Raw genomic sequence first — 26612 nt, 5'->3', positions numbered from 1 at the left:
TGCTGGGACAACGCTATGGCCGAATCCTTCTTCGGTGCACTGAAGAACGAGTGGCTGAACCGCTTCGAGTTCACGGATCGGGCTAAAGCCAGGCGTCAGGTTGTCAAGTACATCGAAGGGTTCTATAATCAACGGAGGCTTCATTCGGCACTCGGGTACAGGACTCCCCAAGAGGTTGAGGACGAGCATCTGAGTTATCGTCTCGCCGTCTGACAGTTCACAAGAGAAGCTGTCCGGAGTTTTGATGGCCCCTCAGGCGGACCTGGCCGCTAGCACGGTGCACCGGCTCCAGCATCTGCATCGTGCCCATGAACAGGGAGTGGACCCGAGCGAGGTGCCTGCGGAGCTTCTCGATCAGGGCTTGGTGGTCATCGGTGATGACGGGCGCTCCCGGCTCCACGAGGACGTCATCCTCGCCCTCGACCCTGAATGACCTGGGTCACTGACACCTTCATGGCCGAGCCACTGTCATTTTCGTGACCGCTGACACCGTCCGCTCCGACCGGCCGGGAGTCCTCGCGGCACGCCCGGAGTGCCGCGTCCACGAGCGGCGGGTCGCGGGAGCGGGCCCGTGGCTCCAGGGCAGGACGGACCCCGGACCGCGCGCACCCGCCCCCGCGACGGAGCCCCATCCTCAGACCCGGCGACCACGCTGTCAACCTGCGAAGAGGCGGGAACGCGGACCCATGGGGCCCCACGTCCCCCGTGCCGCCGAACACCCCCGCGCGACGCGGTCGAGGGCCCCGCGTTGCACATCGGGGCAGCGAATTGGATAGGCTAGCCTAACCTTCACGACGGCCCGGCGTGCCGTAGCGGCTCTCTCCGTGTGCCCGTGTGCCCGTGTGCCCCTCGGCGCCCCACACCCGATTGGAACGACGACCGTGCGTCTACCCACCGCCCCGGACGGCAGCCGCGGCTGCTCGGCCCTGGCCCGCTACACCGGCGAGCAGATCGCCGGAACGGCGGGCACCACCGGTGGTTGGCTGCTGGTCGAACACCCCGGCCCCTGGCGCCATCCCGCGTTCTCCAGCCCCGGCCTGGACAGGGCCGTGGTCTCCAAGCTCGCCGAGCGCATCGTCGGACGCGACGTCAAGCCCCAGCTCATCAAGCGTCCGGGCGGCAGCGCCCGGACCAGGAGCGGGGTCCGCGCCGCGCGTACTACGTGCACACCGGCCGGACCACGCCGTGGGTGCGCATGGTCGAGTTCGAGCACCTGGCCGAACTGCTGGAGTACGACGTCGCCGCCGTGGAAGAGCCCGAGCCGCCGGACTTCGGCGTCGCCGTCGAGCACTCGCTGTACCTGGTGTGCACGCACGCCAAGAAGGACCCGTGCTGCGCGGTTCTGGGGCGTCCCGTGGCCGCCGCGCTGGCCGGGGGACGCGCCGAGGTGTGGGAGACCACCCACGTGGGCGGCGACCGGTTCGCCGCGAACCTGGTGGCGCTCCCCCAGGGCCACTACTTCGGCCGCCTGGACCCGGCGTCGGCCGTGCGCACGGTGACCGCCTTCGAGCGCGGCGACGTCGTCCCCGACAACTACCGCGGCCGGTGCACCGACTCCTCCGCCGTCCAGGCCGCCGACGCCGCGCTGCGGTCCCGGCTGGGAACGGTGGGCGTGGACGCGGTGACCCACCTCGACGAGGAGTACGCCGACCGGGACGTGCGCGTGACCCTGGCCCACGGCGGCGGGGTCTACACGGTGTCGGTGACCGCCGAGGAAGGCCCGGAGTGCGCCACGACCTGCTCGGCGATCGCCCCCAGCAGGCCCGTGCGCCACCGCGTCACGGAGATCGCCGAGGGCCGCCTCGGCGCCGCCGCCCGCTGAACCACGCGGGACCCGGGCCCCTTCCCCGCCCCGGTCCCCGCTCCTGACCGGCCCTGACCGGCCCGGGCCGGTCAGCCCCAGAAGCCGAAGCTGTACAGCAGTCCGTTGGTGGCCGCGATGGCGGCCAGGGCCAGCACCGACCCGGTGACGAAGGACGTCCGCAGCGACCGCACCAGGTACTCCGCGCAGATCAGGTTGTTGAACAGGAAGTACCCGAGCATGGTCGCGTGCCAGAAGGCGTCCATGCTCAACGGCTCGAAGAGGTAGGGCGCGCCCGTCCACACGTCGGTCTCGGCGGTGAACCACGACCACGCCAGCGCCGCGCCGTAGCCGACCGGGATCTGCACGAGCGGCAGCAACAGCAGTGGCAGGAGCTTGACGAACCCCCACACCTCCGGCTGGTTGGCGGTGCGGGCCTCGGTCTGGGCCCGCTGCGCGGCGTGCCGTTCGGCGCGAACGCGCTCGCGGTGGGCCTCCTCGGCCTCCCTGTGGCGGCGCGCCTCCTGCTGCTGGCGCTGGCGCGCCTCGTACTGGCGGCGCTGCTCCTGCTGCTGGTACTCGGCCTGCTGCCGGTGCAGCTCCTGCTGGCGCTGGTGCTCCTGTTCGGCGCGCTCGCGCTCGCGCTGGGCCCGTTCGTGGGCCTGCTGGAGCTGGCGGGCGTCGGTGCCGGGGCGGTGGCCGCCGTACAGGTCCGCGTAGGGGTCGTCGTCTCCCGCCCCGGCCTGTCCGCGGGCGGGCGCGGCCGGTCGGTCGAACCGGGCGGTGGACGGCTGGGCCCGCGCGTCCTGGCCGTACTGGGCGGTGGGCGGGCTCGCGGGCGGCGGGGCGGAGGGCAGGTGCTGGGTGGGCCGGTGGCCCTGCTGGCCGTGCACGGCCGTGGCGTCCCCACCGGCGGACGCGGCGGGCGGAGCGATCCTGGTGGCCCGGTCGTCGCCGAACGCGCCCGCCGCCGCTCCCGCGGCGCCGCCCGCGACCGCCGTTCCGCCCGTGCCCAGCACCTCGGTGCCCTGGTGGCCCCCGGTGGTCCCGGCCCCTCCGGGCGTGGACAGGGCCTGGTTCACGGCGCCGACGCGGTCGCGGACCTGCGCCGCCACGGCCGGGGGCAGCCAGGTCGATCCGGCGTGCACGTCGCCGAGGTGGTCGAGGATCTCGCCGGGACCGGGCCGACCGGCGGGGTCCTTGGACAGGCAGGCCGCGACCAGGTGGCGCAGCGCCTCGGGAACCGCCGACAGGTCGGGCTCGGCGCTGATGATCCGCATGACCATCGTCGGCATGCTGCCCTCGCCGAAGGGGCCCGTGCCGGTGGCGGCGAAGGCCAGGACCGCGCCGTAGGCGAACAGGTCGCTGGCGGGCGTCAGCGGCTTGCCCTCCACCTGTTCGGGGCTCATGAAGCCCGGGGTGCCGATCACCGACTGGGTGGCGGCGGTGCCGTCCGTGGCGCGCGCGATGCCGAAGTCGATGACCCGGGGGCCGTCCTCGGCCAGCAGCACGTTGGCGGGCTTGAGGTCGCGGTGGATGAGACCGACGCGGTGGATCTCGGCGAGCGCCTCGGCCAGACCGGCCGCCAGCACGCGGACGCTGGCCTCGGGCAGCGGGCCGTGGTCGCGGACGGCCTCGTCCAGTGGCAGTGAGGCGACGTAGGAGGTGACCAGCCAGGGCACCTCGTCCTCGGGTCCGGCGTCGATGACGGGGGCGGTGAAGGCGCCGCTGACCTGCCGGGCGGCCGTGACCTCGCGGGCGAAGCGCTGGCGGAAGGAGGCGTCGGCGGCCATGTGGGGGTGGATGCGCTTGATCGCGACGGCCCGGCCGCCGGCGGAGCGGCCCAGGTAGACCTGCCCCATGCCCCCGGCGCCCAGGCGGCTGATCAACCGGTAGCGACCGATGCGCTCCGGGTCGTTGCTGTCCAAGGCACCCAACGTCCTCAACCTCCGACTCTGCCGCTCACGGAGGCCCCAGTCTAGGGCGTGTTCCGTGGACGCCGCCCGTCGCGCGGCGGGGCGGGCGCCACGGAACACGCCCTGGATGTACTGACCTGAGAGGTTGGTGACGGGGGAGGCGGGAGAGCACGGGAACCGGACAGGGCCACCGGTTTCGGTCCGCGCTGGTGCGGCAACGACCGGGGCGGCGGCTGAGTTCCCCGGCGTCCGCGTTCGGCCACTTTCGCGAAGGTGGATGAGAGAAACGGCCCTGCGCGCCTAGTGTCGAATACGTCGCCAGTCTCCTCCGACGACGCCCCGGCCGTCGGGCCGGGGGAGGAAACGGATTCCCGCGGAGCAGGGAGCGGACCGGTGTCTCGCCGCGCGGCGCGGCGCCGCCCCCCGTGTTCGGCGGGCTGCTCCGCAGGTGTCACGAGCGGCGGGCCTGGCTCGCTCGCGACGCGGAACCGGGCGGGTTCCGTCCCGGCTGGTGTCGAGGAAGTGGGGCCGTGCGGGTCGCCGACCCCCAGGGCCCTGTGAGTCAGGAATCCCCTTGCTCCGGCCGCGGGAGGGTTCAAGAGAGGACATCAGCCATGCGCACGCTCGACTCCCTCCGATTCGACGCCCGGCTGCGCGCCGTCACCGCATTGTCGTGGACGGCCGCGCAGACCGGTGACCACTTCAGCCGTCTCCTGCACCGGCCCTGGCGGGAGAACCCGTACCCCACCTACGCCCGGCTGCGTGCCGGCGGCCGCTCGCCAGGACCCGGCTGGGCTTTCGCGTCGCGCACGCGCACTCCGCCGTCGCGCACGTCCTGGCCGACCGTGCCTTCGGAGTCCAGGCCCCGCAGGGCTTCGCGCCGCAGGCGCAGTACGACGTGATGGACCTTTCCTTCCTCCAGATGGATCCGCCCGACCACACACGCCTGCGCAAGATGGCGCGCCCGGCTTTCGCGCCGCGCCGTGTGGCCGGGTACCGGGCCGAGGTCGAGAAGACCGCCGAGGCGCTGCTGGACTCGGCGCTGGAGCGCGGCGACTTCGACCTGATGCGCGACTACGCCCAGCCGCTGCCGATCGCCGTCATCTCCCGGCTCCTGGGGGTCTGCGAGAGCGACGACGAGGCGTTCGTGCGGATCGGCACGGTGATCGGGACCGCTTTGGACGGCGCCCGGTCGGCGCGCCAGCTCCGGGAGATCCGCGCCGCCACCGGGGAACTCGACGCGATGTTCGCCCGGATGGCGCAGGACCGCCGGGCCCACCCGCGCGAGGACGTGCTCTCGGCGCTGGTCGCCGAGCACGACGACGGCGGTCTGTCGTCGGGCGAGCTGTCCGCGATGTGCCGCCTGCTGCTGGTCGCGGGGTTCGAGACGACGGTGAACCTCGTCGGCAACGGGGTGATGGCCCTGCTGCGCCACCGGCGGGAGTGGGACCGGCTGGTCGCCGACCCCGGCCTGGCCGAGGACGCCGTCGAGGAGATCCTGCGCTTCGACTCCCCCGTGCAGGTGACCTCGCGGTGGGCCCAGGAGGACACGGACGTGTTCGGGGATCCGGTGGCGCGCGGGGAGCGGGTGGTGTGCCTGATCGGGGCGGCCAACCGTGACCCGGCCCGGTTCGCCGACCCCGACCGGTTCGACATCACCCGGTCCGACGCGGCCGACCACCTGTCCTTCTCCAGCGGGGCCCACTACTGCCTGGGCGCGCCGCTGGCCCGTCTGGAGGGTCAGGTCGCCCTGCGCGTGCTCGCCGAGCGGCGCCCGGCCTCAGACCCGCCGCCCTGCCCACCCGGCGGCCGACGCTGTCGGTGCGGGCGCTGGCGGCCTTTCCCGTCACGACCGGATCGCGGTAGCCGTGCGCGGGGGCACGGGAGGTGGGACCGCCCGGCGGCGGATCCGGACACGGGGAGGCGCGGTGGCCCTGGTGGTGTTCGCCGGCTGTTCGGCGGTGCTGGTGGCGGCGGCGGTCCTGGCCGTGGCGCTGCCCGAGGTCGGGGGTCGGGAGAGCGAGGTCCCAGTCCTGGCGGCGGAGCACGGTGTGGACATGGGTGTGGCCGTGGCGGTCGAGCCGCTGCTGTGGGACGGCGACTACCGGCACGTGGTCACCTCCACCTACACGTCGGTGACCGCGGAGAACACGATGAAGTGGGACTCCGTGCAGCCCGAACGCGGCGAGTTCGACTGGAGCGGTCCGGACGCGGTGGTGGACTTCGCCGAACGCAACGGCCTCGACGTGCGCGGCCACACGCTGCTGTGGCACAACCAGCAACCCGACTGGCTCTCAGGGGGGTCGTTCGGGCCCGAGGAGCTGCGGCGGGTCATGCACGAGCACGTGGCGCGGCTGGTGGGCCGGTACGAGGGGAGGATCGGCGCCTGGGACGTGATCAACGAGCCGTTCGCGGACGAGGGCACGGAGTTGCGGGACAACCTCTGGTACGGGGTTCTGGGCCCGGACTACATCGCCGAGGCGCTGTGGGCCGCGCACGAGGCGGACCCCGGGGCGCGGTTGTACATCAACGAGTTCGGGATCGAGGACGGCGGCCCCAAGGCCGACGCGCTGTACGCGCTGGCGCGGGACCTGGTGGAGCGGGGGGCGCCGCTGCACGGGATCGGTTTCCAGAGCCACTTCGTGCACGGCCAGGTGCCCGAGGACCTGGCCGGCACCATGCGGCGCTTCACCGAACTGGGGTTGGAGGTGGCCGTCACCGAACTGGACGTGCGCGTGCCCGAGCCGCCCACCGAGGAGGCCCTGGCCGACCAGGCCGGGGAGTACCGCCGGGTGGTCGAGGCCTGCCTGGACGTGGCCGGGTGCGTGGGGGTGACGGTGTGGGGGGTCGGCGACGGCCACTCGTGGATCCCGGAGTGGTTCCCCGGATACACGGCGGCGACGCCGTTCGACGAGGACTACCGGCCCAAGCCCGCGCTGGACGGGATCGTCGAGGCGCTGGCCCGCCGCCCCGCGCCCGTGGCCTCCTAACCGAGAGTGAGCGGGACCAGGTACTCGGGGACGACGACGCGGGATCGGGGTGAGACGCGGCGCACCAGGTCGGTGAAGTCCGCCACGCTCATGCCCGGCCCCGTGCCGTCGACGGGCGGGTTGGTCAGCGGACGCTCGAAGTCGTCCCAGTGGACGGGGACCACGGTGCGGGGGCGGTCCAGGGCCTCCAGCAGCCGGGGCACGTACTCGTGGGTGCTGGAGGTGGAGGGCAGGGCGACCGTGGCCACGTCGGGGGCCAGGCCGGAGAGCGCCCGGGCGTCGAAGTCGCTGGCTCCCATGAAGAAGACCGAGGGGCCCGAGGCGGGGTTGAGCTGGTAGGCGAGTGTGTCCCCCTCGGGCAGGTCGGCGATGGTGGCCGGTGCCTGCGGGACGCCGACGCGGATTCCGGGGAAGAGGACGGAGTGGCGGCTGTTGCGGCTGTGCAGGGAGCGGACCACCTCGACGGCGTCGCCGCCGAAGTCGAGCACCTCGCCGCCGCGGACGGTGGACAGCTGTGCGGCGGGCACGCCCATCGCCTGGGCGACGTGGTACGTGGTGAGGGTGCCCAGCACGCGGCGCCCGTGGTGGTGGCGATGTGGGGGACGTCGCAGAAGTGGTCCCAATGGGTGTGGGTGACCAGGATGACGCCGTCCCCGCCGATGTCGGCGGTGTGCTCGTCCACGGTGGCGGTGTCGACCGTGAGCGGGGTGGAGGGGTCGAAGGAGCGCCCCTCCTGGAAGATGCCGGTCTCCAGGCGGGTGATGTAGGGGTCGACCAGGATGGTGCGCTCGGGCAGGTCGACGCGCCAGCCGCTGGTGCCGAGCCAGCGCAGGGTCGGGCCCTCGCCCGAGCCGGTGCCGGGCGGGGGGCCGCCGCGGAGGCGGCGGCGTCCGCGTGGGCGGATCCCTGTGCGGCGAGCAGTGATGTGAGCGCGGTGCCCGCGACGGTGCCGCGCAGGAACCCGCGTCGTGCCATGGCCATGCCGTCTCCTCGTCCTCGGTGGTCGTTCGGCGGCGCACAGTCGAGCACGGCCCGCACGGGAACGTCCAATAACCGGCGTGGGCACGGTGCCAGGCGTTCACCTATCAGAGCTGGTCAGAGGGGTTGGCCGCGCATGTGGTCGACGGCCCGGCGGGCGGCGCGGCCGAGTGTGAGATCGATCTCCATGGGTGGGAGACCGGGGTCGGTGACGGTTGCGGACACGGCCACCGCGTAGCGGCGCCCGTCGGGGTACTCGACCACGCCCGCCTCCTGGCGCAGGCCGGGGAGGGTTCCGGACTTGGCGCTGACGTGCACGGCGGGCGGGAATCCCGAGGCGATGCGGCTGCGGTCGAGCTGGCGGGCCATGAGGGCGCGGACGAACGCGCAGGCGTCGGGCGGTGCGGCCCGGTCGGTCCAGATCAGGCTCAGTAGGAGGGTGAGGTCGCGCGGGGTGGCAGAGGTGGCGCGGGCCGGGTCGTAGTCGCGCGGGGTGCGGAGCGAGTCGGCGTCCTCCTCCATGAGGGTGTGCAGGAGGCTGCGGGGGCCGCCGGTGAACCGGGTGCCGGTGAGCCCGAGTTCGGCGGCCAGCAGCTGGACGGGTTCCACGCCGACGCGGTCGACGATGAGGTCGGCTGCGGTGTTGTCGCTGACCGTCATGGCGAGGGCGGCGCAGTCGCGCAGGGAGAGTTCGACGTCGTCGGCGAAGTCGGAGGTGCCGATGCCGCCGAGGCGGTGCTCCTGGCGGGCGACGACGCGTTCGGCGGGGTCGAGGCGGCCGGTGGCGGCCTGGCGGGCGAACTCCAGGACGATGAGGATCTTGGCGATGGAGGCCAGGACCACGGGTTCGTCGGCGCGGTGGGCCTCCTCGGCGGTGCCGTCGATCTCGCGGGCGTGCACACGGAGTGTGCGTGTGTCGGTGGTGGTCACCCACTCACGGTAGTCGTGCGGCGCGGATAGGGTCGCCAGCGTGGATCTTGGACGTCATCTGCGGTACTTCCTGGTGGTCGCGCGGGAAGGGCATTTCGGGGACGCGGCCGCGGAGCTGGGGATCGCCCAGCCCGCTCTCAGCCAGTCGGTTCGGCGGTTGGAGGCGGAGCTGGGGGTCGCCCTGTTCGACCGGTCGCGCCGCCGTGTGCGGTTGACCCCCGCCGGGCGGTTGCTGGTCGACCAGGCGCGTGAGGTGGTCGCCGGGCAGGCGCGGCTGCGGGAGACGATGCGGCGGGTGCGCGACGGCGAGGTGGGGTCGCTGCGCGTGGGCGTGCCGCCGGGCACGTCGGCGCTGGCGCTGCGGGGGTTGTTGGACGGGATGGCCGGGGAGGCGCCCGAGGTGACCGTGGACGTGGGCGCGATGACCGGCGCCGAGGTGGTGCGGGCGCTGGGTCAGGGGTCGGTGGACACCGGGTTGGTGACGGCTCCGTTCGACGGGTCGGGGCTGGTGGGCGAGCCGGTGCACCGGGTGGAGGTGGGTGTGGCGGTGCCGCGCGGCGCTCCGCTGGCGCGTGCGGCCGGGTGGAGCTGGCGGACCTGGCGGGGTCGGAGCTGGTGGTGGCCCCGCGCGCGAAGCTCCGGAGTGGTTCGAGCGGGTCCTGGCGGTGTGCCGCGAGCACGGGTGGGTGCCGCCGAGGGTGCACGAGGCCGGGGGCTGGGAGTTCCTGTCGGGGCTGGTGCTGGCGGGCCGGGGGGTGGCGCTGGCGCCGGAGGCCCAGGCGGCGCGGGAGCCGCGGCTGGCGTGGCGTCCCCTGGCGGGGGCGCCGTTGCGCCAGCGCACGGAGGCGGTGCGGCCCGCGCGGGGCGCGCACCCGGCGGCGCCGGTGTTCGCGCGGGTGGCGGCGCGGGTGCTGGCCGAGCCCGCCGCAGGCGGCGCTGTCGGGGCCGCTCGGCGGCGTCACGGGCGTGCGTCCGTGGGCGCTGGTCTACGGGGGCGGTGCGATCCCCCAGCGGTTGAACCGGGCTGGGGGCGTGGGGGCGTCGTGGTGCCGGGTCCGGGCGGCGTGGGAGGTCTTGGGGCTCCCGAAACCCCGGGGGCGGTCCCACGCCGGGGCCGGGGCCGGGGCGGACGGTGTGGGCGTGGTGACGGGCCGGGGGCGGGAGGTTCGCGGCGCGGCTCCGCTCCGGCGGACCCGCGTCGCTGGTGCGCAACCCCCGCGTCAATCGTCCTGGCACCCGGCGGTCTCTCCGTGGGCCTTGAGTTTCGCCCAGATCGCGTTGAGCGTTTCGATGTCCGACTCGTCGAGCGGGTCGCCGAAGACAGGAGCCAGGCACTCCCGGCGCGTGGCGTCGCGTCGGCGAAGAGGCGGTGGCCCTCGGGGGTGAGGGCGATCTGGACGGAGCGGGCGTCACTGGGCGACTGGGTTCGGGTGACCAGGCCTCGGGTCTGGAGGGCGTCGAGGACGCGGGAGACCTGCGTGCGGCTGAGCATGGTGCTGTTGCCTAGGACGGAGGCCGGGACCGGGTCCGGGCTCGAAGCGAGCCAGAACAGCACCTCGAACCAGGAGACCGGCAGGTCGTGGGCTTTGCTGAGTGCGCGGTCCACGCGTTCGCTGAGCGTGGTGGCGATCCAGACCAACCCGTAGAAGGCATGGTCGGCGACGGGCAACTCCGCCGGTGTGATCTTTTTCGGCATGGCTCCATCCTACCGTTTGCGTGTACGCACACACATGTGTAGTGTGTGTACACGCACTTATTTTCGTGCCTCTCCACAACACCATCGAAAGGCCCCACCATGTCTTCCAAGGTTGTCCTGATCACCGGCACGTCCTCCGGCATCGGCCTCGCCGCCGCCGTCGCCGCGGCGCGTGCGGGCTGGCGCACCGTCGCCACCCTGCGCGACACCGCCCGCGCCGACGCGCTCCGCGAGGCCGCCGCCGACGCCGGGGTCGACCTCGACATCCGGCCGCTCGACGTCACGGACCCGGCGTCCGTGGCCACCGCGATCGACGGGATCATCGCCGACCACGGCCGCCTCGACGCGGTCGTCAACAATGCGGGAGCGGGCCACGTCGGCACGCTGGAGAACGACGCCATCGACGACGTGCGCGCCGTCATGGAAGTCAACTTCTTCGGTGTGCTGAACGTCTCCAAGGCCGCCCTGCCCCACCTGCGCGCCACCGGTGGCCGTCTCATCACCGTCTCCAGCGTCGGCGGCGTGGTGGGGCAGCCGTTCAACGAGGCCTACTCCGCGTCGAAGTTCGCCGTGGAGGGATACATGGAGAGTCTGGCGCCGGTGCTGGCCCAGCTCGGCGTGCACGTCTCGCTCGTCGAGCCGGCCGCTGTGGCCAGCGAGTTCATCAACAACCTCGGCATCGACCCCGAGGCCCTGCTCGCCGCCGCCGGCCCCTACGCCCCGTCCCTGACCGCCCTCACCACTCACGGCGCCGCACACTTGCAAGCCAGCGCGCAGACCCCGGCCGAGGTGGCCGAGACCGTGCTGGAGGCGCTCACCGGCGAGCAGCCGGCGCTTCGGCTCCAGACCTCCGACGGGGCACGCGCCTTCGTCTCGACCAAGATCAACGACGTCGACGGCTCGGCCGTGCTCGGCTTCACCGGCTCCTGGATCGCCTGACCCCGACCGTCCCGCACCGGCTTCCCCGAAGGCCGGTGCGGCTAACCGCCGGGGTGGACGACGGTGATCCCCAGGGCGGCCAGGACCGCCTCGGCCTGCGCGGGGCCGACGACGGCCCCGCGCAGGTGGCCGGCCTGGTCCAGCGTGGGCTCCCCCAGGTCGGCCCCGCGCAGGTCCGCCCCGGTGAACCGCGCGCCCACCAGGTGGGCGCCGCGCAGCCGGGACTCCACCCACACCGTCCGCCGCAGGTCGGCGCCGGACAGGTCGGCCTCGTCCAGCCGCAGCCCCTCCAGGGTCCGGCCGCGCAGGTCGATGCCCTTGCAGCGGGCGAGCATGAGGTTGCAGTGCGCGAAGGAGTACCCGACGCCGCGCAGGGAGGTGAGCGCGGCTCCGGTCAGCCGACAGCCGGTGAGAACCGCGTCGGTGAGCAGCGCGCCCTCCCAGCGGGTGTTGGCCAGGTCCACCTTCTCGAAACGGGTGTCGGGCCCGTCCACGTGCGCGAACGAGGCCCCGGCGGCGCTGCCGCCCTCGAAACGGGCCCCGTCGAGGAGGGCCCGGTCGAGCCGGGCGCCGTCGAGTCGCAGTCGGTGAACACGGCGTCGACGAGGTCGGCGTCGCGCAGGTCCGCCTCGGTGAGGTCACAGCGGACGAACCTCGACGCGTCGGGCAGGCCGTCCTGGTCGACGCCGGACAGGTCGGCGTCGACGATCGGGGTGTGGGCGGGTTGGGGTGCTCATCGTGCGGACCCTAGCGGTCGGCGGTGGCAGAACCCGACGCCGACGCGCTCAGTCGCGCAGCTTGAGCGCCAGGAACAGGTCGACGCGGTGCTCCAGGCTGCTCAGATCGCGCCCGGTGAGCTCCTCGACGCGGCCGATCCGGTAGCGCAGGGTGTTGACGTGCACGTGCATGGCGGCCGCGCAGCGCTGCCAGGAGCCGGAGTGCTCCAGGAACTGTTCCAGGGTGGAGACGAGCTCGGAGCGGTGGTCGCGGTCGTAGGCGAGCAGCGGGCCCAGCAGGCGTTCGCGGTAGGAGGACTGCACCTCCTCGGGGACCGAGGCGAGCAGGAGTTCGTGGGAGTCGATCTCCGCGCCCGCGATCACCCTGGACCGTCCGCCGCGCAGCTCGGCCAGGCGGCGGGCGTGGCGGGCCTCCACGGCCGCGCCGCGCAGTTCCGGCACCCCGTGGGCGGCCGAGCTGAGGCCGATCGCGACCCGGTAGTCGAGCAGGCCGCCCTCCAGCACGCGGGCCCTGCGCACCAGGCTGGAGCGGATCTCCTCGCCGCCGCGACGGGCCTCGACCCCGTCGGGCACCGGCACGACGGCCAGGGAGTCGGTGTCGCCGGTGACGACGGCGCCGGACCAGTCGGCCACGAGTTCGGTCAGCACGCGCCTGGTGAGGTCGGGGACGCGGGGTTCGGGCATCATGACCGCCCTGACCACGACACGGCCGCGCACGGAGAACTCCTCCTCGGGGCCGAGTCCGCTCATGAGGGCGGCGGCCTCGTCGAAGCGCTGGGCGGCCAGGAGCCGGGGCAGGCCCTCCAGATGGCGGGCGTCGGTCAGGGCGCGCTCCTCGATCCGGCTGCGCGCCAGGACGGCGACGGAGACCAGTTCGGCGACCGACTCGTGCTCCTCCTCGGTCCAGGCGGCCTGGTCGCCCGCGCACACGAGCAGCCAGGTGGCCAGCGGGTGGGACTCCTTGGTCTGCACCGGCAGGACCGTGACCACGGTGCCGTCGCCGCTCGGCAGGCGCACGGTGCGGGGGAAGGTCGGCCAGGTCAGCGCCTTGGCTGCGAGCCAATCGCCGGCCTCCGGCGGCAGCGGTGCGCCGGAGGAGGCGACGCGGCGACCGGTGGAGGAGATCACCCAGGCGGTGATCCCTGCCTGGGTGGCGGCCCCGGCGAAGGCCTCGGCGAAGTCGGCTCCGGCGGCGACCTCGGCCATGACGCGGCGGTGCCGGTCGCGGGTCTCGGAGATGGTGGTGAACCGGTGCTGGGTCAGGGCCCGCAGGACCTCCTCGGTGACCGCGCCGAAGGACGTCTCGGACGGGACCTCGATGAGGGGGACGTCGTGGGCGCGGCAGGCCTCGACCAGGTCGGACGGGATGTCGCCCAGGGCCGTGCCCGCGCCGAGGGCGACCGCCCCGGCGCTGGCGATCGAGGACACGAATGTCTCGGAGTCCTCTGGTCGGGTACGCCACATCATGCCGGTGAGTATGAACTCGCCACCGCGCAGGTACCGGGCGGGTTCGAGCAGATCGGTGGTGTAGAACCACCGCACGGCGCGGTGGGCGTGCTCGGCTCCGGTCAGGAACCGCAGGTGCAGTCTCTTGACGGCGAGCAGCTCACTGATCTGCATGAACGATCCTTCGTTGGTTGTGGGGCGGCTGGTCCCAGGACGGTACGTGATCTTCCTGCTCAGTGGCACCCTCTGGCGGTCACCGGGAGGATGTGATGGGTTCGCGCGGTCGTCACTTGTAGGAAGATCCCAACGATAGTGGCCCGTTTCACTGACGGTTCATGTCTTTACGTGCTAGTAGGCCGCGTCGCGTCGGTGGTGTACTTCACATCACTACCGGATTACCCAGGAGTTGTGCACACCTTCCGACGTCCAACCAACTCCGTGGCGAGCAACGAGGACAAGTATGGATTTCCTGAGTCCCTCCACACTGGAGGAGGCGCTCGAGGCCAAGAGCGCCCATCCTGACGGGGTGCCCATCATGGGCGGCACCGACGTCATGGTGGAACTCAACTTCGACAAGCACCGTCCCGAGGTCCTGATCGACCTGACCCGGATCCCCGAGCTGGCCGAGTGGGGTCCCGACGGCGGCGTCACCCGCCTCGGGGCGGGCGTGCCCTACACCCGGATCATCGAGGACCTGCACAAGCGGGCCCCGGGACTGGCCAAGGCCTCCCGGACGGTCGCCTCCCCCCAGATCCGCAACCGGGGCACGGTCGGCGGCAACCTCGGGGGCGCCTCACCAGCTGGTGACACGCACCCGCCGCTGCTCGCCACCGACGCGGTCATCGAACTCGCCTCGGTGCGCGGCCGGCGCACGGTCGCCGCCCGCGACTTCTACCTGTCGTTCCGTAGGACCGCCCTGCGGCCCGACGAGCTGATCACCGCGATCCTGCTGCCCGAGCCCAAGGGACCGCAGCAGTTCCTCAAGATCGGCACCCGCAACGCGATGGTGATCTCGGTCGCGGGCTTCTCCCTGTCCCTGGACGCCCGGAACCGGACGGTGGGCACCGGCCTGGGCTCGGTCGGCCCGACCCCGATGCGCTCCGAGGCGGCGGAGGAGTTCCTGGCCGCCGAGTTCGACTGGGAGAACGCGTCGGTGCCCTCGGAGGCCACCGTGCGCCGCTTCGGCGATCTCGTCGCCGCGGCCGCCCGACCCATCGACGACCAGCGGGGCAGCGCCGACTACCGCAAGCACTCGATGGCGGTCATGGCGCGTCGCGCGCTGAGCTGGTCGGTCACCGAATACCGGAAGGGAGCCACGCGATGCGCGTGAACCTCAACGTCAACGGCGAGGACATGACCGCCGAGAACGTCTGGCCTGGCGAGAGCCTGCTGTACGTGCTGCGCGAGCGGCTGGGCCTGCCGGGCAGCAAGAACGCCTGTGAGCAGGGCGAGTGCGGTTCCTGCACGGTGTACTTCGACGGTGTCACGGCGTGCTCGTGCATGATCGCCGCCGGGCAGGCCGAGGGCCGCCGGATCCGGACCGTCGAGGGTCTGGCCGAGGAGTCGGGCAAGGGCTCGGACAAGAAGCTCGGCACGGTCCAGGACGCGTTCGTCGAGGCGGGCGCCGTCCAGTGCGGGTTCTGCACGCCGGGTCTGCTCGTGCAGACCGACGACCTGCTGGAGCGCACGGTGGGCGCGGGCGGGCCCGCCCCGGGCGACGCCGAGATCCGCGAGGCGCTCGCGGGCAACCTGTGCCGCTGCACGGGCTACGAGAAGATCATCGACGCGGTGCACCTGGCCGCCGAGCGTCGGGCGGCCTCCGGGAGCAGCGCATGAGCCGCACGATCGTCATCGAGGGCGCCCACGTCGTCACGGTGGACGGAGCGGAGTACGCCAGCGGCCACATCGTGGTCACCGACGGCCGGATCCGCGCCGTCGGCGCGGGCCCGGCCCCCGAGGTCGCGGGCGCGGAGCGGGTCGACGGCCGCGGGTGCCTGGCCACCCCGGGTCTGGTCAACACGCACAACCACCTCTACCAGTGGGCCACGCAGGGGCTGTTCGCCGACGGCACGCTCTTCGAGTGGTTGGTGGGTTCCTACGAGATCTGGCACCGGCTGGACGCCGAGGTGGTGTCGGGGACGACGACCGCCGGTCTGGCCCACCTGGCGCTGTCCGGGTGCACGACCGCCTCGGACCACCACTACATCTACCCCTCGGGGCGCGGTGACATCGTGGCCGCCGAGGTCGAGGCCGCCCGCGAGGTCGGCATCCGCCTGGACCTGGCCCGCGGCTCGATGGACCGCGGACACAGCGCGGGCGGCTGCCGCCCGACAGCGTCGTGGAGACCACCGACGGAGCTCTGGAGGGCACCGCGGCGGCGATCGACGCCCACCACGACGCTCACCCGAGTCGATGACCCGCGTGGCCGCGGCTCCGTGCTCGCCGTTCTCGGTGAGCCGGGAGCTGATGGTCGGCGCCGCCGAACTGGCCCGTTCCAGGGGCGTGCGTCTGCACACCCACCTCGCCGAGACCCTCGACGAGGAGGAGAAGTGCCAGGCCGAGTTCGGGTGCACCCCCGTCGAGTACGCGGAGAAGCTGGGCTGGCTCGGTGAGGACGTGTGGTTCGCCCACGCGGTGCACCTGTCCGACGCCGCGATCGCCCGCATCGCCGCCACCGGCACCGGCATCGCCCACTGCCCGACCTCCAACGCCCGTCTGGGCGCGGGGATCTGCCGGGTGACCGAACTCCTGGAGGCGGGCGCGGGTGGGCCTGGGCGTGGACGGACCGGCCTCCAGCGAGCTCACCGGCCTGGCCGGTGAGATGCACCAGGCGCTGCTCATGGCCCGCGCCGCAGGGGCCCACAGGCGCTGACCGCCCGCCAGGCGCTGGAGATGGCGACCCTGGGCGGCGCCCGTGTCCTGGGCCGCGACGCCGAACTCGGTTCGATCACCGTGGGCAAGGTCGCCGACATCGCCCTGTGGAGGGTGGACGGCTTCGGCTACGACGTGATCGACGACCCGGTGGTGGCAGCGGTCTTCGGCCCCACCCCTCCCCTGGAGCGGCTCCTCGTCGGCGGGAACACCGTCGTCGACCGCGGCCAGCTCCGCACCCTGTCCGCCGACACCGCGGCCGCGCGTGGCCGCGCCGCGCACCGCGCCCTGGTTCAGGAGGCGAACCTCTAGATGGCGACGACGAGCACCCGGACGGTCACGGACCTGTCCAGCACCACCAAGGACGGGCTGAGCTCCAGCCCGCGCCGCCCCGACGGAACCCTGAAGGTGACCGGGGAGTTCGCCTACTCCTCGGACATGTGGATGGAGGACATGCTGTGGGGGATGACCCTGCGCAGCCCCCACCCGCACGCGAGGATCCGCGGCATCGACGTCACCGAGGCGCTCAAGGTCCCCGGCGTGGAGGCCGTGCTCACGCACGAGGACGTCCCCGGCGCCAAACGCTACGGCCTGGAGTACCAGGACCAGCCGGTGCTGGCCTTCGGCAAGGTGCGCTACAAGGGCGAGCCCGTGGCCCTCGTGGCCGCCGACCACCCCGAGACCGCGCGCCGCGCCCTGGAGCGGATCACGGTCGACTACGAGGTCCTGGCCCCGGTCAGCGACTCGCGGCGGGCCGCCCTGGACCCCGCGTACCCGCTCGTGCACGAGGAGGGCTCCCTCAGGATCCACGAGGAGTACCACCAGGCCGGCAACCGCGTCCGCTACCAGCCGATCCGCACCGGCGGGTTCCGGGACGCGGCCGGGAGCGGAGAGCGGGAGCGGGAGGTCCTGGAGGCCCTGCGCGCCCAGGCCGACGCGGTCGTGGCGACCGAGTACGAGGTCGGCATGCAGGACCAGGCGTTCCTGGGCCCCGAGTCCGGCCTGGCCATCCCGGAGGAGGACGGCGGCGTCCACCTCTACGTCGCCACCCAGTGGCTGCACAGCGACCTCAGGCAGATCGTGCCCTGCCTCGGCCTGCCCGAGGACAAGGTACGGATGACCATGGCGGGGGTCGGCGGCGCCTTCGGCGGTCGCGAGGACCTGTCGATGCAGATCCACGGCGCCATGCTCGCCCTGCGCACCGGCAAGCCGGTCAAGATCGTGTACAACCGTGAGGAGTCCTTCTACGGCCACGTGCACCGGCACCCGGCCAAGATGCGGTTCGAGCACGGCGCCAAGTCCGACGGCACACTGCTGTACGCCACGCTGGAGATCATCGTGGACGGCGGCGCCTACGCCTCGGCGACGCCCGCGGTGGTGGGTGTGGCCTCCTCTTTGGGCATCGGCCCCTACGAGGTGCCCAACGTGCTCGTGGACGCCTACGGGGTGTACACCACCAACCCGCCGTGCGGCGCGATGCGCGGCTTCGGCGCGGTCCAGGCGTGCTTCGGCTACGAGTCGCAGATGGACAAACTCGCCGAGAAGCTGGGCATGCACCCGGTGGACCTGCGGATCAGGAACGCCATGTCGGAGGGCTCGCGGATCATCACGGGCCAGGAGATCGACATGCCGCTCCCGATGACGGAGATGCTCCAGCGCGCCCGCGACCTGCCGATGCCCGTCGAGCGCGCCGAACTGCCCGACCCCGCCGACCTGCGCACCCTGCCCGGCGGCGTGGCCGGGACCACGCACGGCGAGGGCGTCGTGCGCGGTGTGGGCTACGCCGTGGGTCTGAAGAACCTGTGCTTCTCGGAGGGCTTCGACGACTACTCCACGCGCGCGCCCGGTTGGAGATCGTGGCCGGTGAACCGGTGGTCCTGGTGCACACGGCCGCCGCCGAGGTCGGTCAGGGCCTGGTCACCGTCAAGGGCCAGATCGCCCGGACCGAACTGGGTGTGGACAAGGTGGTCATCAATCCGTCCGACACCCAGGTGGGTTCGGCCGGCTCCTCCTCCGCCTCCCGCCAGTCGTACATGACCGGCGGCGCGGTGAAGCTGGCCTGCGAGGCGGTGCGCGAGTCGGTGTTCGCGATCGCCCGCGAGCGCGGTGTGGTCCCGGGCGACCGCCACGACGCGGACCTGTCCCTGGTGGGCGGCAAGCTGGTCTCGGCCACCGACGGTGTGCTGACCTCGCTGGCCGACCTGCTCGGCGACTCCGCCAGCGGCGGCACGGTCGTGGAGGAGACCAGGGTCCACCACCACCGTCCCACCGAGATGCTCGACCCGGTCCTGGGCCAGGGAGCCTCCCACACCCAGTTCGGCATGTGCGTGCACCGCGCCGTGGTGGACGTGGACGTGGAGCTCGGCCTGGTCAAGGTCGTGGCCCTGGACGCGGTGCAGGACGTCGGCAAGGTGCTGCACCCGCAGCAGCTGGCCGGTCAGATCCAGGGCGCCTCGGCCCAGGGTCTGGGTCTTGCGCTGATGGAGGAGATCCAGGTCAAGGACAGCGTGATCCGGAACCCGTCGTTCACGGACTACCTGATCCCGACCATCCTGGACACTCCGCCCATGCGGATCGACGTCCTGGAGCACCCCGACCCGAACGCCCCGTACGGGCTGCGCGGCGCGGGTGAGCCGCCGACCCTGTCCTCGACCCCGGCGATCGTGTCCGCGGTCCGGGACGCCACCGGCCGCCCGCTCACACACGCGCCGGTGCGTCCGGAGGACATCGTCGGCATCGATCTGTGCGTGGGCGGCGGTCCCGGCCCGCCGCCCGGGGCGGGTCGTCGGACACCCCGTCGTCCGACGACCCCGCCAGCCCCCCAGAACCGCCCGCCCCGGATCCGCCGGCGCCCTCGGCGCCGGGGCGGGTGCCCGGTAGGACGTCGTCGTCCGCCACCAACCAGTGATTGGCTACTGTCCGTAGCAATCCCCCCACGCATGGTGTCCTCCATGCTCATCTCCCTCCAGGAGGGGACATGACACGCATCGACGAAACCGGCCCGCGCCCCCAGGCGCAGGCCGCACCGGCTCGATCCTGGCTCGACCGTTTCTTCTTCATCGGTGAGCGCGGTTCCACCGTCGGACAGGAGGTCCGCGGCGGGCTCACCACCTTCATGGCGATGGCCTACATCATCGTGCTGAACCCGATCATCCTCAGCGGCGTGGAGGACGCCGCGGGCAACACCCTCGACGCGGCGCAGCTGACCACGATGACGGCGCTGTCCGCGGGCCTGGTCACCATCATGATGGGCGTGATGGGCCGTGCCCCGATCGCCTGCGCCGCGGCTCTGGGCGTCAGCGCCGTGGTCGCCTACGTGGCCGCACCCGTCATGACCTGGCCCGAGGTCATGGGCCTGGTGGTCTGGCAGGGGATCGTCATCATCCTGATGGTGGTCACCGGCGTGCGGACCGCGGTGATGAACGCGCTGCCGCACAACCTCAAGATCGCCATCGGCGTCGGCATCGGCATGTTCGTCTGCCTCATCGGGCTCAAGAACGCGGGCTTCGTCAGCGCGGGCGGCGCGCTGCTGACGCTCGGGGGCCCAGACGCCGGCGGCCACCTCAACGGCTGGCCGATCCTGGTCTTCGTGGCGGGTCTGGTCCTGGCCTCGGTGCTCCTGGCGCGCAACGTGACCGGCGCGATCTTCTACGGGATCCTCGGCGCCACCCTGCTGGGGATCGTCCTGCACTACGCCTTCGGCCTCGACGCCTCCGCCTGGGGCGGTCCGGGCTGGGGCGGCTCCAGCCCCGAACTGCCCGACAACCCGGTGGCGCTGCCCGACTTCGGGCTGATGTTCCAGGTGGACATGTTCGGCGCCTGGTCCTCGGCCGGGCCGACCACAGCCGGCGTCATCCTGTTCACCCTCGTGCTGGCCGGATTCTTCGACGCGCTCGGCACCATCCTGGCGATCGGCGCCAAGGCCAACATCTCCGACTCCACCGGACAGATGCCCCGCGTCAACCAGATCCTGGTCACCGACGGGTCCGGCGCCGTGGTCGGCGGCCTGACCAGCTCCTCGGCGACACTGGTGTTCGTCGAGTCCACGGCCGGCGTGAGCGAGGGCGCACGGTCCGGCCTGGCGAGCGTGGTCACGGGGGTCCTGTTCCTGACCGCGATCTTCTTCTCCCCGGTGTTCGCGATCGTGCCGACACAGGCGGCCTCGGTGGCGATGGTCCTGGTCGGCGTCATGATGATGATGCACATCGGGGACATCGACTGGAGCGACATCTCGATCGCGATCCCCGCGTTCCTGACCATCGCGATGATGCCGTTCGCCTTCGACATCGCGACCGGCATCGGGATCGGGATCATCTCCCACACGGTGGTCCGCTCCGCCCAGGGCGAGTCCAAGCGGATCCACTGGCTGATGTGGGTCCTCTCGGCGGTGTTCGCGTTCCACTTCGCGCTCCACGCCCTCGGCCTGGGGTGACGTCCCGCCCTCGACGCCTCGGGCCGCCGCGCATCCGTGGGTGCGCGGCGGCCCGACGCTTGTCTACGGGGGCGACGCCTGGGCACCGCCCCCGCAGAGGGGAAAGGTGACGCTACTACAACCTCCGGGTAAGGATCCGACGTGCTCCGCCCGACGTCACACAGGTGGACGAAGCCGCGATCCCGCGGCTCCCCCACCCTCGGACAGGCGCGCACCATGACCACTCCGCTCGGCAGCTCGGACCCCGAACGCATCGGACCCTACACACTCTGCGCCCGCATCGACAGCGGGGGCCAGGGCATGGTCTACCTGGGCCGCGCCCCGGACGGCACACCCGCCGCCGTCAAGGTCCTGACCCCCTCCTGGGGCGACGACACGCGACAGCGCGCACGGTTCGCCCAGGAGCTCTCTGCGGCCCGCCGTGTGGCTCCCTTCTGCACCGCCGCCGTGCTGGACGCCGACATGGACGGGCCCCTGCCCTACATCGCCAGCGAGTACGTGCCCGGCCCCACCCTGCGCACGGCGGTGCGCGAAGGAGGGCCGCGCGAGGGCCCGGCGCTGGACCGACTGGCGATCGCCACGGTCACCGCGCTCACGGCGGTGCACGAGGCCGGGGTGGTGCACCGCGACGTCAAGCCGGGCAACGTCATCCTCGGCCCGGACGGCCCGCGCCTGATCGACTTCGGCATCGCGCGCCTGGACGACGCCACCCGGCACACCACGGGCGTGGTGGGCACGCCCGCGTACATGTCCCCCGAGCAGGTCCGGGGCCAGGCGGTGGGACCGGCCAGCGACGTGTTCTCCTGGGCGTCCGTCATGGCCTTCGCCGCGACCGGGCGCAACGCCTTCCCCGGTGAGACCACGATGGAGGTGGTCGACCGGGTGCTGCGCGACGAGCCCGACCTGGACGGGGTCCCCGACCGGCTGCTCCCCGTCCTGGGGCGCTGCCTGGACAAGGACCCCGAGGCGCGCCCCAGGGCGGTGGACGTGCTGAGCACGCTGCTCGGGACGGGACCGACCACCGCGCCCCTCGCCGCCACGGCCGTCCTGGAGCAGGCCGCCACGTTGGTCGACGAGGGGACGGCGGTCATCCGTCCGGTCCTGCCGCCCACGGATGTGCTGACGGGCGTCGCGTGGGCCGCCACGGCCGCGGACGCGGCCGGGCACGGCGTTCCCGGCGCCGCTACGGAGCCGGAGGGCGCCACCACCCGCGACCGGTCCGCGGCCGGGGCGGTCGGCGCCGCGCCGGAGCCGCCGGGCGGGGGGACCGCACACGGCACGAGCCCGTTCGCCGGACCGGCGGGGAGCGGTGCGGTCGGCCGGGAGCCCGACCCGACCGTCGGCGCACGACCGGGCACGAAGGCGCCGGTCCCCTGGCACGGCCGACGCGTCCTCGGCGGTCGGCGCCGCAGGCACGGGGCGCGCACAGGGGTCCTGACGCGGGCCGCGGCCACCGTGGTCCTGGCCTTGCTCGGGGTCCTGCTGCTGGTGGCCTACGGCCGGGGCGCCCTCCCCGAGATCGTGCCCATCGGGTCCACGCCCTCCACCGCCCCCTCCGAGGCTCCGGCGACCGGCGAGCAGGCTCCGGCCGGCGAGGTGAACCAGATCGAGGACCCGGTGGGCGAACCCGTGGAGGAACCCGTGGCGGAGACCGCGGACGAGGGCGCGGGGGAGCCGGCCGAGGGAGCGGACTGCGCCATTGACCCCCACGCCTCCGGCTGCCCCGGGGAGGAGCCCTGCGGGACCGACGGCTGCCCCGGGGACGGCGACGAGCCCGGCGACGGAGCCACCGACGGCGGGGACGGGGCGGGCGACGAGCCGAGCGGTGAGCCCGGTGACGGCACCGACCCCGAGGAGCCCGAGGACCCGGAGGAGCCCGGTGTCGGCGGGGGCGTCGAGCCCACCGTGGCTCCGCTCGACGAGCCGGTGTTCGAGCCGGTCTGGCCCGTGCCCGGCGGCTGACCGACCGCGCCGAACAGCGGCGCGCGTGCCGACCGACCGGTCGGCGCGCGCGCCGCCTTCTCGTTGACAGGGGTGCCGGACCCACCTAAGTTGTCAATGTCAACTTCACTCATGAACCAGGAACGATTCCATGGACCTGGAAGTCAACGGCTCGCCCGCCCCGGTCTCGGACGCCCCGGGCGCGACCGCGGCCGACCACATCCGCGACCGGCTCGGCCTGACCGGCACCAAGATCGCGTGCGGCGACGGCGTGTGCGGCGCCTGCACCGTGCTTATCGACGGCTCCCCCACCGTCTCCTGCCTGCTGCCCGCCGACGCCCTGCCCGGACGTTCGGTGACCACGGTCGAGGGCCTGGGCGGCGCCCACCCCGTCCAACGCGCCTTCGCCGCCCACGACGGCCTCCAGTGCGGCTACTGCACACCCGGATTCGTCGTGTCGGCCGCCGCGTTCACCGACGCCTGGCGCACCGAACACGGCGACACCCGCCCCGACCGCGACACCGTCGCCGACGCCCTGGCCGGCCACCTGTGCCGCTGCGGAGCCTACGAGGGCGTCTTCGCCGCCGTGGCCGCCGCCTGCGCCGGCGACTTCGACACCGAACCCGACCAGGACCCGCCGCGCGCCGACGCCCACGACAAGATCACCGGCCGCGCGGCCTTCACCGTCGACCGCGCGCCGCGGGGGTGCTGGGAGGGCGTGTTCGTCCGCTCGACCCACCCCCACGCCCGGATCCGCTCCCTCGACCCGGCGGGGGCGCGGGTGGACGCCGGAACCGGAGCGGAGGCGCACTCCACGCCGGTCTTCGTCGACCTGTTGGGCGGGGACCGCGTCGTACGCTATGTCGGCCAGCCGATCGCGGCCGTGGCCGCGCCCACCAGGGCGAGGGCCCGCGCCGCCGCCGAGGCGGTGCGGGTGGACTACGAGCCCCTTCCCGCCGTCCTGGACGCCGAGGCCGCACGAGCCCCGGGCGCGCCCGTGCTCTACCCCACCAGGGAGGAGCGGAAGGCGTCCCCCAGCCACGCCGAGGGCTCGGAGCTGCCGGCGCCGTGGCGGGGCAACGTCCGGGGCCCGTTCACGCTCGGGTGGCGTGCCGGAACCGCCATGAAGCGGCTGCGCGCCGCCGAGCGGGCCGACGATCCCCGCCTCGTGGCGCGGGAGTACACCACCGCGGCCCAACTGCACACCGCCCTGGAGCCGCACGCGTGCGTGGCCGACTGGTCCACGGACGCGACCCTGAACCTGTACATGTCGACGCAGGCCGTCAGTGACATGGCGACCGCGGTCGCCGAACGCTGGGGCCTGCCCAGGGACGGCGTGCGCGTGATCACGGACCACGTCGGCGGCGGATTCGGCGCCAAGGCCGCGATGACGGCCGACGTCGTCGCCTCGGTCGAGCTGTCCCGGCTCGCCCACGCTCCGGTCCGCGTGACCCTGACCCGTGCGGAGGAGTTGACCGACACCGGATACCGGCCCGGCACCCGCACCCGCGTGGCCCTGCTCGCCGACGACGGGGGCGACCTGGCGGCGATGAGCGTGGACTCCTACGGCGACGGCGGCGTGTCCCACGGGTCCATGGCCGCCACACTGGCCGCGCTGATGTACGGCCGTACGCCGCGCCGGACACGGGACTTCGACGTGGTCACCAACCAGGCGCCGGGGGCGCCGTTCCGGGGGCCGAGCGCACCGCCGATGGCCTTCGCGCTGGAACAGGCGGTGGACGAGATGGCGCTGCGCCTGGGCGAGGACCCGCTGAGCCTGCGGCGGCGCTGGGACGGCAACGCCCGACGTCAGGCCCTGTACGACAGGGTCGCCGAGTTGCCCGTGTGGGCCGACCGCCCGCGCGGGAGGCGCACCGGCCGGTTCCGCCGCGGGGTGGGACTGGCCGCGAGCACCTGGCTGTTCCTCGTCAGCCCGAAGTCGAAGGTGGAGCTGACCGTCGAGAACGGCGCGGTGGTCGTCCGATCGGCCACCCAGGACATCGGCACCGGGATCCGTACCGTCCTGCGCGACGTGGTCGCCGACCGCCTCGGCGCGCCCCCGTCGTCGCTGCGGGTGGAGATCGGGGACAGCACGTCGGTGCACGGCTCGGGCGCCGGGGGGAGCCGGACCACCAACTCCATGGGACCGGCCGCGGCCGAGGCCGCCGACCGGTTGCGCCGCGCCCTGCGCGAGGGCTCGCCCGGCGTTCCACCGTCGGGCCCGGTTCCGGAGCCCGCCCTGAAGGAGGCGCTCTCTCGCGCCGAGGGGCTGAGGGTGGTCGGCGGGCGCTCCCTGGACCGTTGGGAGCGGATGTCCTCGCTCCTGTCCGGCGACGCCGACTTCGCCGTGGGACGCGGCCTCATCGGCGCGGTCCACGTCATGGAGGTGGAGGTCGACACCCTGCTGGGGCGGGTCCGTCCGACCCGCTGCTGGGCCGGGATCGCGGCCGGCCGCATCTACTCCCCCCGACTCGCGCGCAACCAGTGCGAGGGAGCGGTGGTGCAGGGCGTGGGCTACGCGCTGTTCGAGGAACGGCGCACGGACCCCGCCACCGGCGCCGTGCTCACCGACAACCTGGAGGACTACCGCATCCCCGGCCTGGGCGACGTGCCCGAGACCGAGGTGTACTTCCACGAGGAGGGGTTCGAGCACGTTCCCGGCGGTGGTGTGGGCCTGGGCGAGGTCTCCGCCGTCGGCGTGGCCGCCTCCGTGGCCAACGCGGTGTCCGACGCCACCGGCTGGCGCCCGCACGACCTGCCCATCCGCCCGGACCGACTGATCGAGGCCCTGCGATGACCACGACACGACCGAGCGACCTGGACACCGCCCTGTCCCTCCTGCGGCAGACGGGCGCCCGGCCCCGATCCGGAGGCACCGACCTGACCGCGTGCCTGGCCCACGGAGTGCTCGCCCCGGCGCCAGTGGTGGACCTGACCGGGATCGCCGCCCTGGCCGGAATCGACTGGCGCCAGGACGGGTCCGCCCGCGTGGGCGCGCTGACCAGCGTGCACGAGCTGTCCGCCGACCCCGGGCTGCGCCGGGCCTACCCGGCCCTGGCTCGTACGGCGGAGGCGCTGGCCACCCCGCAGGTGCGCCGGACGGCCACGTTGGGCGGCAACCTGCTCCAACGCAACCGGTGCTGGTACCTGCGCAACCCCGCCTTCGACTGCTTCCAGACCGGAGGCGGATCCTGCCCGGCGCGCGAGGGCGACCACCTGCACGGGGTGGCGGTGGACCAGGGGCCGTGCGTGGCGCCGCACCCCTCGACTCTGGCCGTGGCCCTGGTCGCCTACGACGCCGTGGCGCGCATCGAGGGCGGGGACGAGGGGGCCGGTGAGCGGCCGGTGGCGGACCTGTACGACCCGGGCGACCCGACCCGCGACCACGTGCTGGGCCCGGCGCAGGTGCTGGCGGCGGTGTCGCTGCCCGCGCCGGCGCCGGCGAGCGGGCCGCCTACCTGCGGGCGACCGGGCGGTCCCGGGCCGAGTGGCCGCTGGTGGAGGTGACCGTCCGGCTGGACTGCGGCGAGGGGGGCGTGGGTCCGGTGGCCTCGGCCGCGGTCGCGGTCGGGGGCGTGGCTCGCACACCGCTGCGCCTGCCCGAGGTGGAGGCCGCGCTGCGGGGCGCGGTCCCCGGCGACGAGCCCGGCGCCACGCTCACGCAGGCGCTGGACGGCCTGGCCGACCTGTGCTCCCCCCTGCCCGCCACGGGCTACAAGACCGCCCTGCTGCGCGGGACCGTCCACGCCGCGATCCAGCAGGCGTTGGGGTCCGTGCGTGACTGACACGGGTCCTGGGCCGGTCCGCGCGCGGTCCGGCCCGGGGTCCGCGGCGCGCGCCTAGGTCCTGTCTGGAGTTTGGATCACGAGTTCGGGAGATCGCCTGCGGGCCGGGCCCGGCTTTGATAGAGCAATAGTCATGGCACGAGGCGATCT

Annotated in this window: 17 protein-coding genes and 8 pseudogenes; 18 read left to right on the top strand and 7 right to left on the bottom strand. The window is 73.4% G+C overall.

Features of this window, described 5'->3' with window-relative positions:
- Positions 1–213 (top strand): integrase core domain-containing protein (locus BJF83_RS18725; protein WP_143831970.1); only part of this gene is annotated, 213 nt, incomplete at its 5' end.
- Between the two features lie 721 nt (positions 214–934).
- Here BJF83_RS18725 and BJF83_RS29585 read toward each other — a convergent pair.
- Positions 935–1168, bottom strand: a complete 234-nt coding sequence (locus tag BJF83_RS29585) for a hypothetical protein (protein WP_262391667.1) — start codon at positions 1166–1168, stop codon at positions 935–937.
- A gap of 27 nt (positions 1169–1195) precedes the next feature.
- Here BJF83_RS29585 and BJF83_RS18715 point away from each other — a divergent pair, with 27 nt between their 5' ends.
- Complete coding sequence (locus BJF83_RS18715) at positions 1196–1822, top strand: sucrase ferredoxin (protein WP_262391668.1); 627 nt, start codon at positions 1196–1198, stop codon at positions 1820–1822.
- 71 nt (positions 1823–1893) lie between these two features.
- On the opposite strand, the gene BJF83_RS18710 is transcribed toward BJF83_RS18715, so the two are convergent.
- Positions 1894–3729 (bottom strand): serine/threonine-protein kinase, encoded by a 1836-nt coding sequence (locus tag BJF83_RS18710; protein WP_394329360.1) that lies wholly within the window; start codon positions 3727–3729, stop codon positions 1894–1896.
- Positions 3730–4331: 602 nt separating this feature from the next.
- Between BJF83_RS18710 and BJF83_RS18705 the strand changes: the two are divergent.
- Both BJF83_RS18705 and BJF83_RS18700 read left to right on the top strand, forming a co-directional pair.
- Positions 4332–5583, top strand: a pseudogene (locus BJF83_RS18705) (cytochrome P450).
- A gap of 62 nt (positions 5584–5645) precedes the next feature.
- The gene (locus tag BJF83_RS18700) at positions 5646–6707 is read left to right on the top strand and encodes an endo-1,4-beta-xylanase (protein WP_075927334.1); all 1062 of its coding nucleotides are present in this window, start codon (positions 5646–5648) and stop codon (positions 6705–6707) included.
- Here BJF83_RS18700 and BJF83_RS29580 read toward each other — a convergent pair.
- Complete coding sequence (locus BJF83_RS29580) at positions 6704–7279, bottom strand: MBL fold metallo-hydrolase (protein ID WP_262391669.1); 576 nt, start codon at positions 7277–7279, stop codon at positions 6704–6706. The two genes, BJF83_RS18700 and BJF83_RS29580, sit on opposite strands and share 4 nt — an antisense overlap.
- 60 nt (positions 7280–7339) lie before the next feature.
- On the opposite strand from BJF83_RS29580, the gene BJF83_RS31230 reads away from it, so the two are divergent.
- Entirely contained in the window at positions 7340–7474 is a 135-nt protein-coding gene (locus BJF83_RS31230) for a hypothetical protein (RefSeq protein ID WP_394329359.1), read from the top strand.
- 328 nt (positions 7475–7802) lie between these two features.
- On the opposite strand, the gene BJF83_RS18690 is transcribed toward BJF83_RS31230, so the two are convergent.
- Complete coding sequence (locus tag BJF83_RS18690; RefSeq protein WP_075927333.1) at positions 7803–8615, bottom strand: serine hydrolase; 813 nt, start codon at positions 8613–8615, stop codon at positions 7803–7805.
- Between the two features lie 40 nt (positions 8616–8655).
- Here BJF83_RS18690 and BJF83_RS31225 point away from each other — a divergent pair.
- Both BJF83_RS31225 and BJF83_RS31220 read left to right on the top strand, forming a co-directional pair.
- Positions 8656–9183, top strand: a pseudogene (locus BJF83_RS31225) (LysR family transcriptional regulator); the annotation flags it as partial.
- Positions 9155–9466, top strand: a pseudogene (locus tag BJF83_RS31220) (LysR substrate-binding domain-containing protein); the annotation flags it as partial. The pseudogenes BJF83_RS31225 and BJF83_RS31220, both read left to right, overlap by 29 nt.
- A 107-nt stretch (positions 9467–9573) precedes the next feature.
- Here the strand turns inward: BJF83_RS31220 and BJF83_RS31215 are convergent.
- Positions 9574–10170 carry a MarR family winged helix-turn-helix transcriptional regulator gene (locus BJF83_RS31215; protein WP_394329361.1) on the bottom strand — a complete coding sequence of 199 codons (597 nt, stop codon included), beginning with the start codon at positions 10168–10170 and terminating at the stop codon, positions 9574–9576.
- Here BJF83_RS31215 and BJF83_RS29570 point away from each other — a divergent pair.
- Together BJF83_RS29570 and BJF83_RS18675 are read left to right on the top strand one after the other, a co-directional pair.
- Positions 10094–10261, top strand: coding sequence for a hypothetical protein (locus BJF83_RS29570; protein WP_262391666.1), 168 nt, complete (start codon positions 10094–10096; stop codon positions 10259–10261). The two genes, BJF83_RS31215 and BJF83_RS29570, sit on opposite strands and share 77 nt — an antisense overlap.
- A gap of 149 nt (positions 10262–10410) precedes the next feature.
- A complete protein-coding gene (locus tag BJF83_RS18675; protein ID WP_075927331.1) occupies positions 10411–11250 on the top strand; it encodes an SDR family oxidoreductase in 840 nt (279 codons plus the stop codon).
- A 41-nt stretch (positions 11251–11291) separates the two neighbouring features.
- On the opposite strand, the pseudogene BJF83_RS18670 reads toward BJF83_RS18675, so the two are convergent.
- Both BJF83_RS18670 and BJF83_RS18665 read right to left on the bottom strand, forming a co-directional pair.
- Positions 11292–11959 (bottom strand): annotated as a pseudogene (locus BJF83_RS18670) (pentapeptide repeat-containing protein).
- A 76-nt stretch (positions 11960–12035) separates the two neighbouring features.
- Positions 12036–13607, bottom strand: a complete 1572-nt coding sequence (locus BJF83_RS18665) for a PucR family transcriptional regulator (RefSeq protein WP_075927330.1) — start codon at positions 13605–13607, stop codon at positions 12036–12038.
- A gap of 286 nt (positions 13608–13893) precedes the next feature.
- Here BJF83_RS18665 and BJF83_RS18660 point away from each other — a divergent pair, with 286 nt between their 5' ends.
- From BJF83_RS18660 to BJF83_RS18625, 9 genes and pseudogenes are all read left to right on the top strand, one after another.
- Positions 13894–14763, top strand: coding sequence for a xanthine dehydrogenase family protein subunit M (locus BJF83_RS18660; RefSeq protein ID WP_075927329.1), 870 nt, complete (start codon positions 13894–13896; stop codon positions 14761–14763).
- The gene (locus BJF83_RS18655; RefSeq protein WP_075927328.1) at positions 14754–15269 is read left to right on the top strand and encodes a (2Fe-2S)-binding protein; all 516 of its coding nucleotides are present in this window, start codon (positions 14754–14756) and stop codon (positions 15267–15269) included. Before BJF83_RS18660 ends, BJF83_RS18655 begins: the two co-directional genes overlap by 10 nt.
- Positions 15266–15679: pseudogene (locus BJF83_RS29565) on the top strand (amidohydrolase family protein); the annotation flags it as partial. The gene BJF83_RS18655 and the pseudogene BJF83_RS29565, both read left to right, overlap by 4 nt.
- Positions 15680–15845: 166 nt before the next feature.
- A pseudogene (locus tag BJF83_RS29560) lies at positions 15846–16616 on the top strand (amidohydrolase family protein).
- Positions 16617–19285, top strand: a pseudogene (gene pucD, locus BJF83_RS18645) (xanthine dehydrogenase subunit D). It abuts the pseudogene before it with no gap.
- Positions 19282–20736, top strand: coding sequence for an NCS2 family permease (locus tag BJF83_RS18640; RefSeq protein ID WP_075927327.1), 1455 nt, complete (start codon positions 19282–19284; stop codon positions 20734–20736). Before pucD ends, BJF83_RS18640 begins: the two are co-directional and overlap by 4 nt.
- A 216-nt stretch (positions 20737–20952) precedes the next feature.
- Positions 20953–22698: a serine/threonine-protein kinase gene (locus tag BJF83_RS18635; protein WP_075927326.1), complete on the top strand. Its 1746-nt coding sequence runs from the start codon at positions 20953–20955 to the stop codon at positions 22696–22698.
- 130 nt (positions 22699–22828) lie between these two features.
- Entirely contained in the window at positions 22829–25474 is a 2646-nt protein-coding gene (locus BJF83_RS18630; protein ID WP_075927325.1) for a molybdopterin-dependent oxidoreductase, read from the top strand.
- Positions 25471–26462 (top strand): annotated as a pseudogene (locus BJF83_RS18625) (FAD binding domain-containing protein). Before BJF83_RS18630 ends, BJF83_RS18625 begins: the two are co-directional and overlap by 4 nt.
- The last annotated feature ends 150 nt before the right edge of the window (positions 26463–26612 follow it).

The sequence above is a fragment of the Nocardiopsis sp. CNR-923 genome (assembly GCF_001942255.1).
GTDB lineage: Bacteria > Actinomycetota > Actinomycetes > Streptosporangiales > Streptosporangiaceae > Nocardiopsis.
This window is presented reverse-complemented; position numbering and strand designations above follow the sequence as displayed.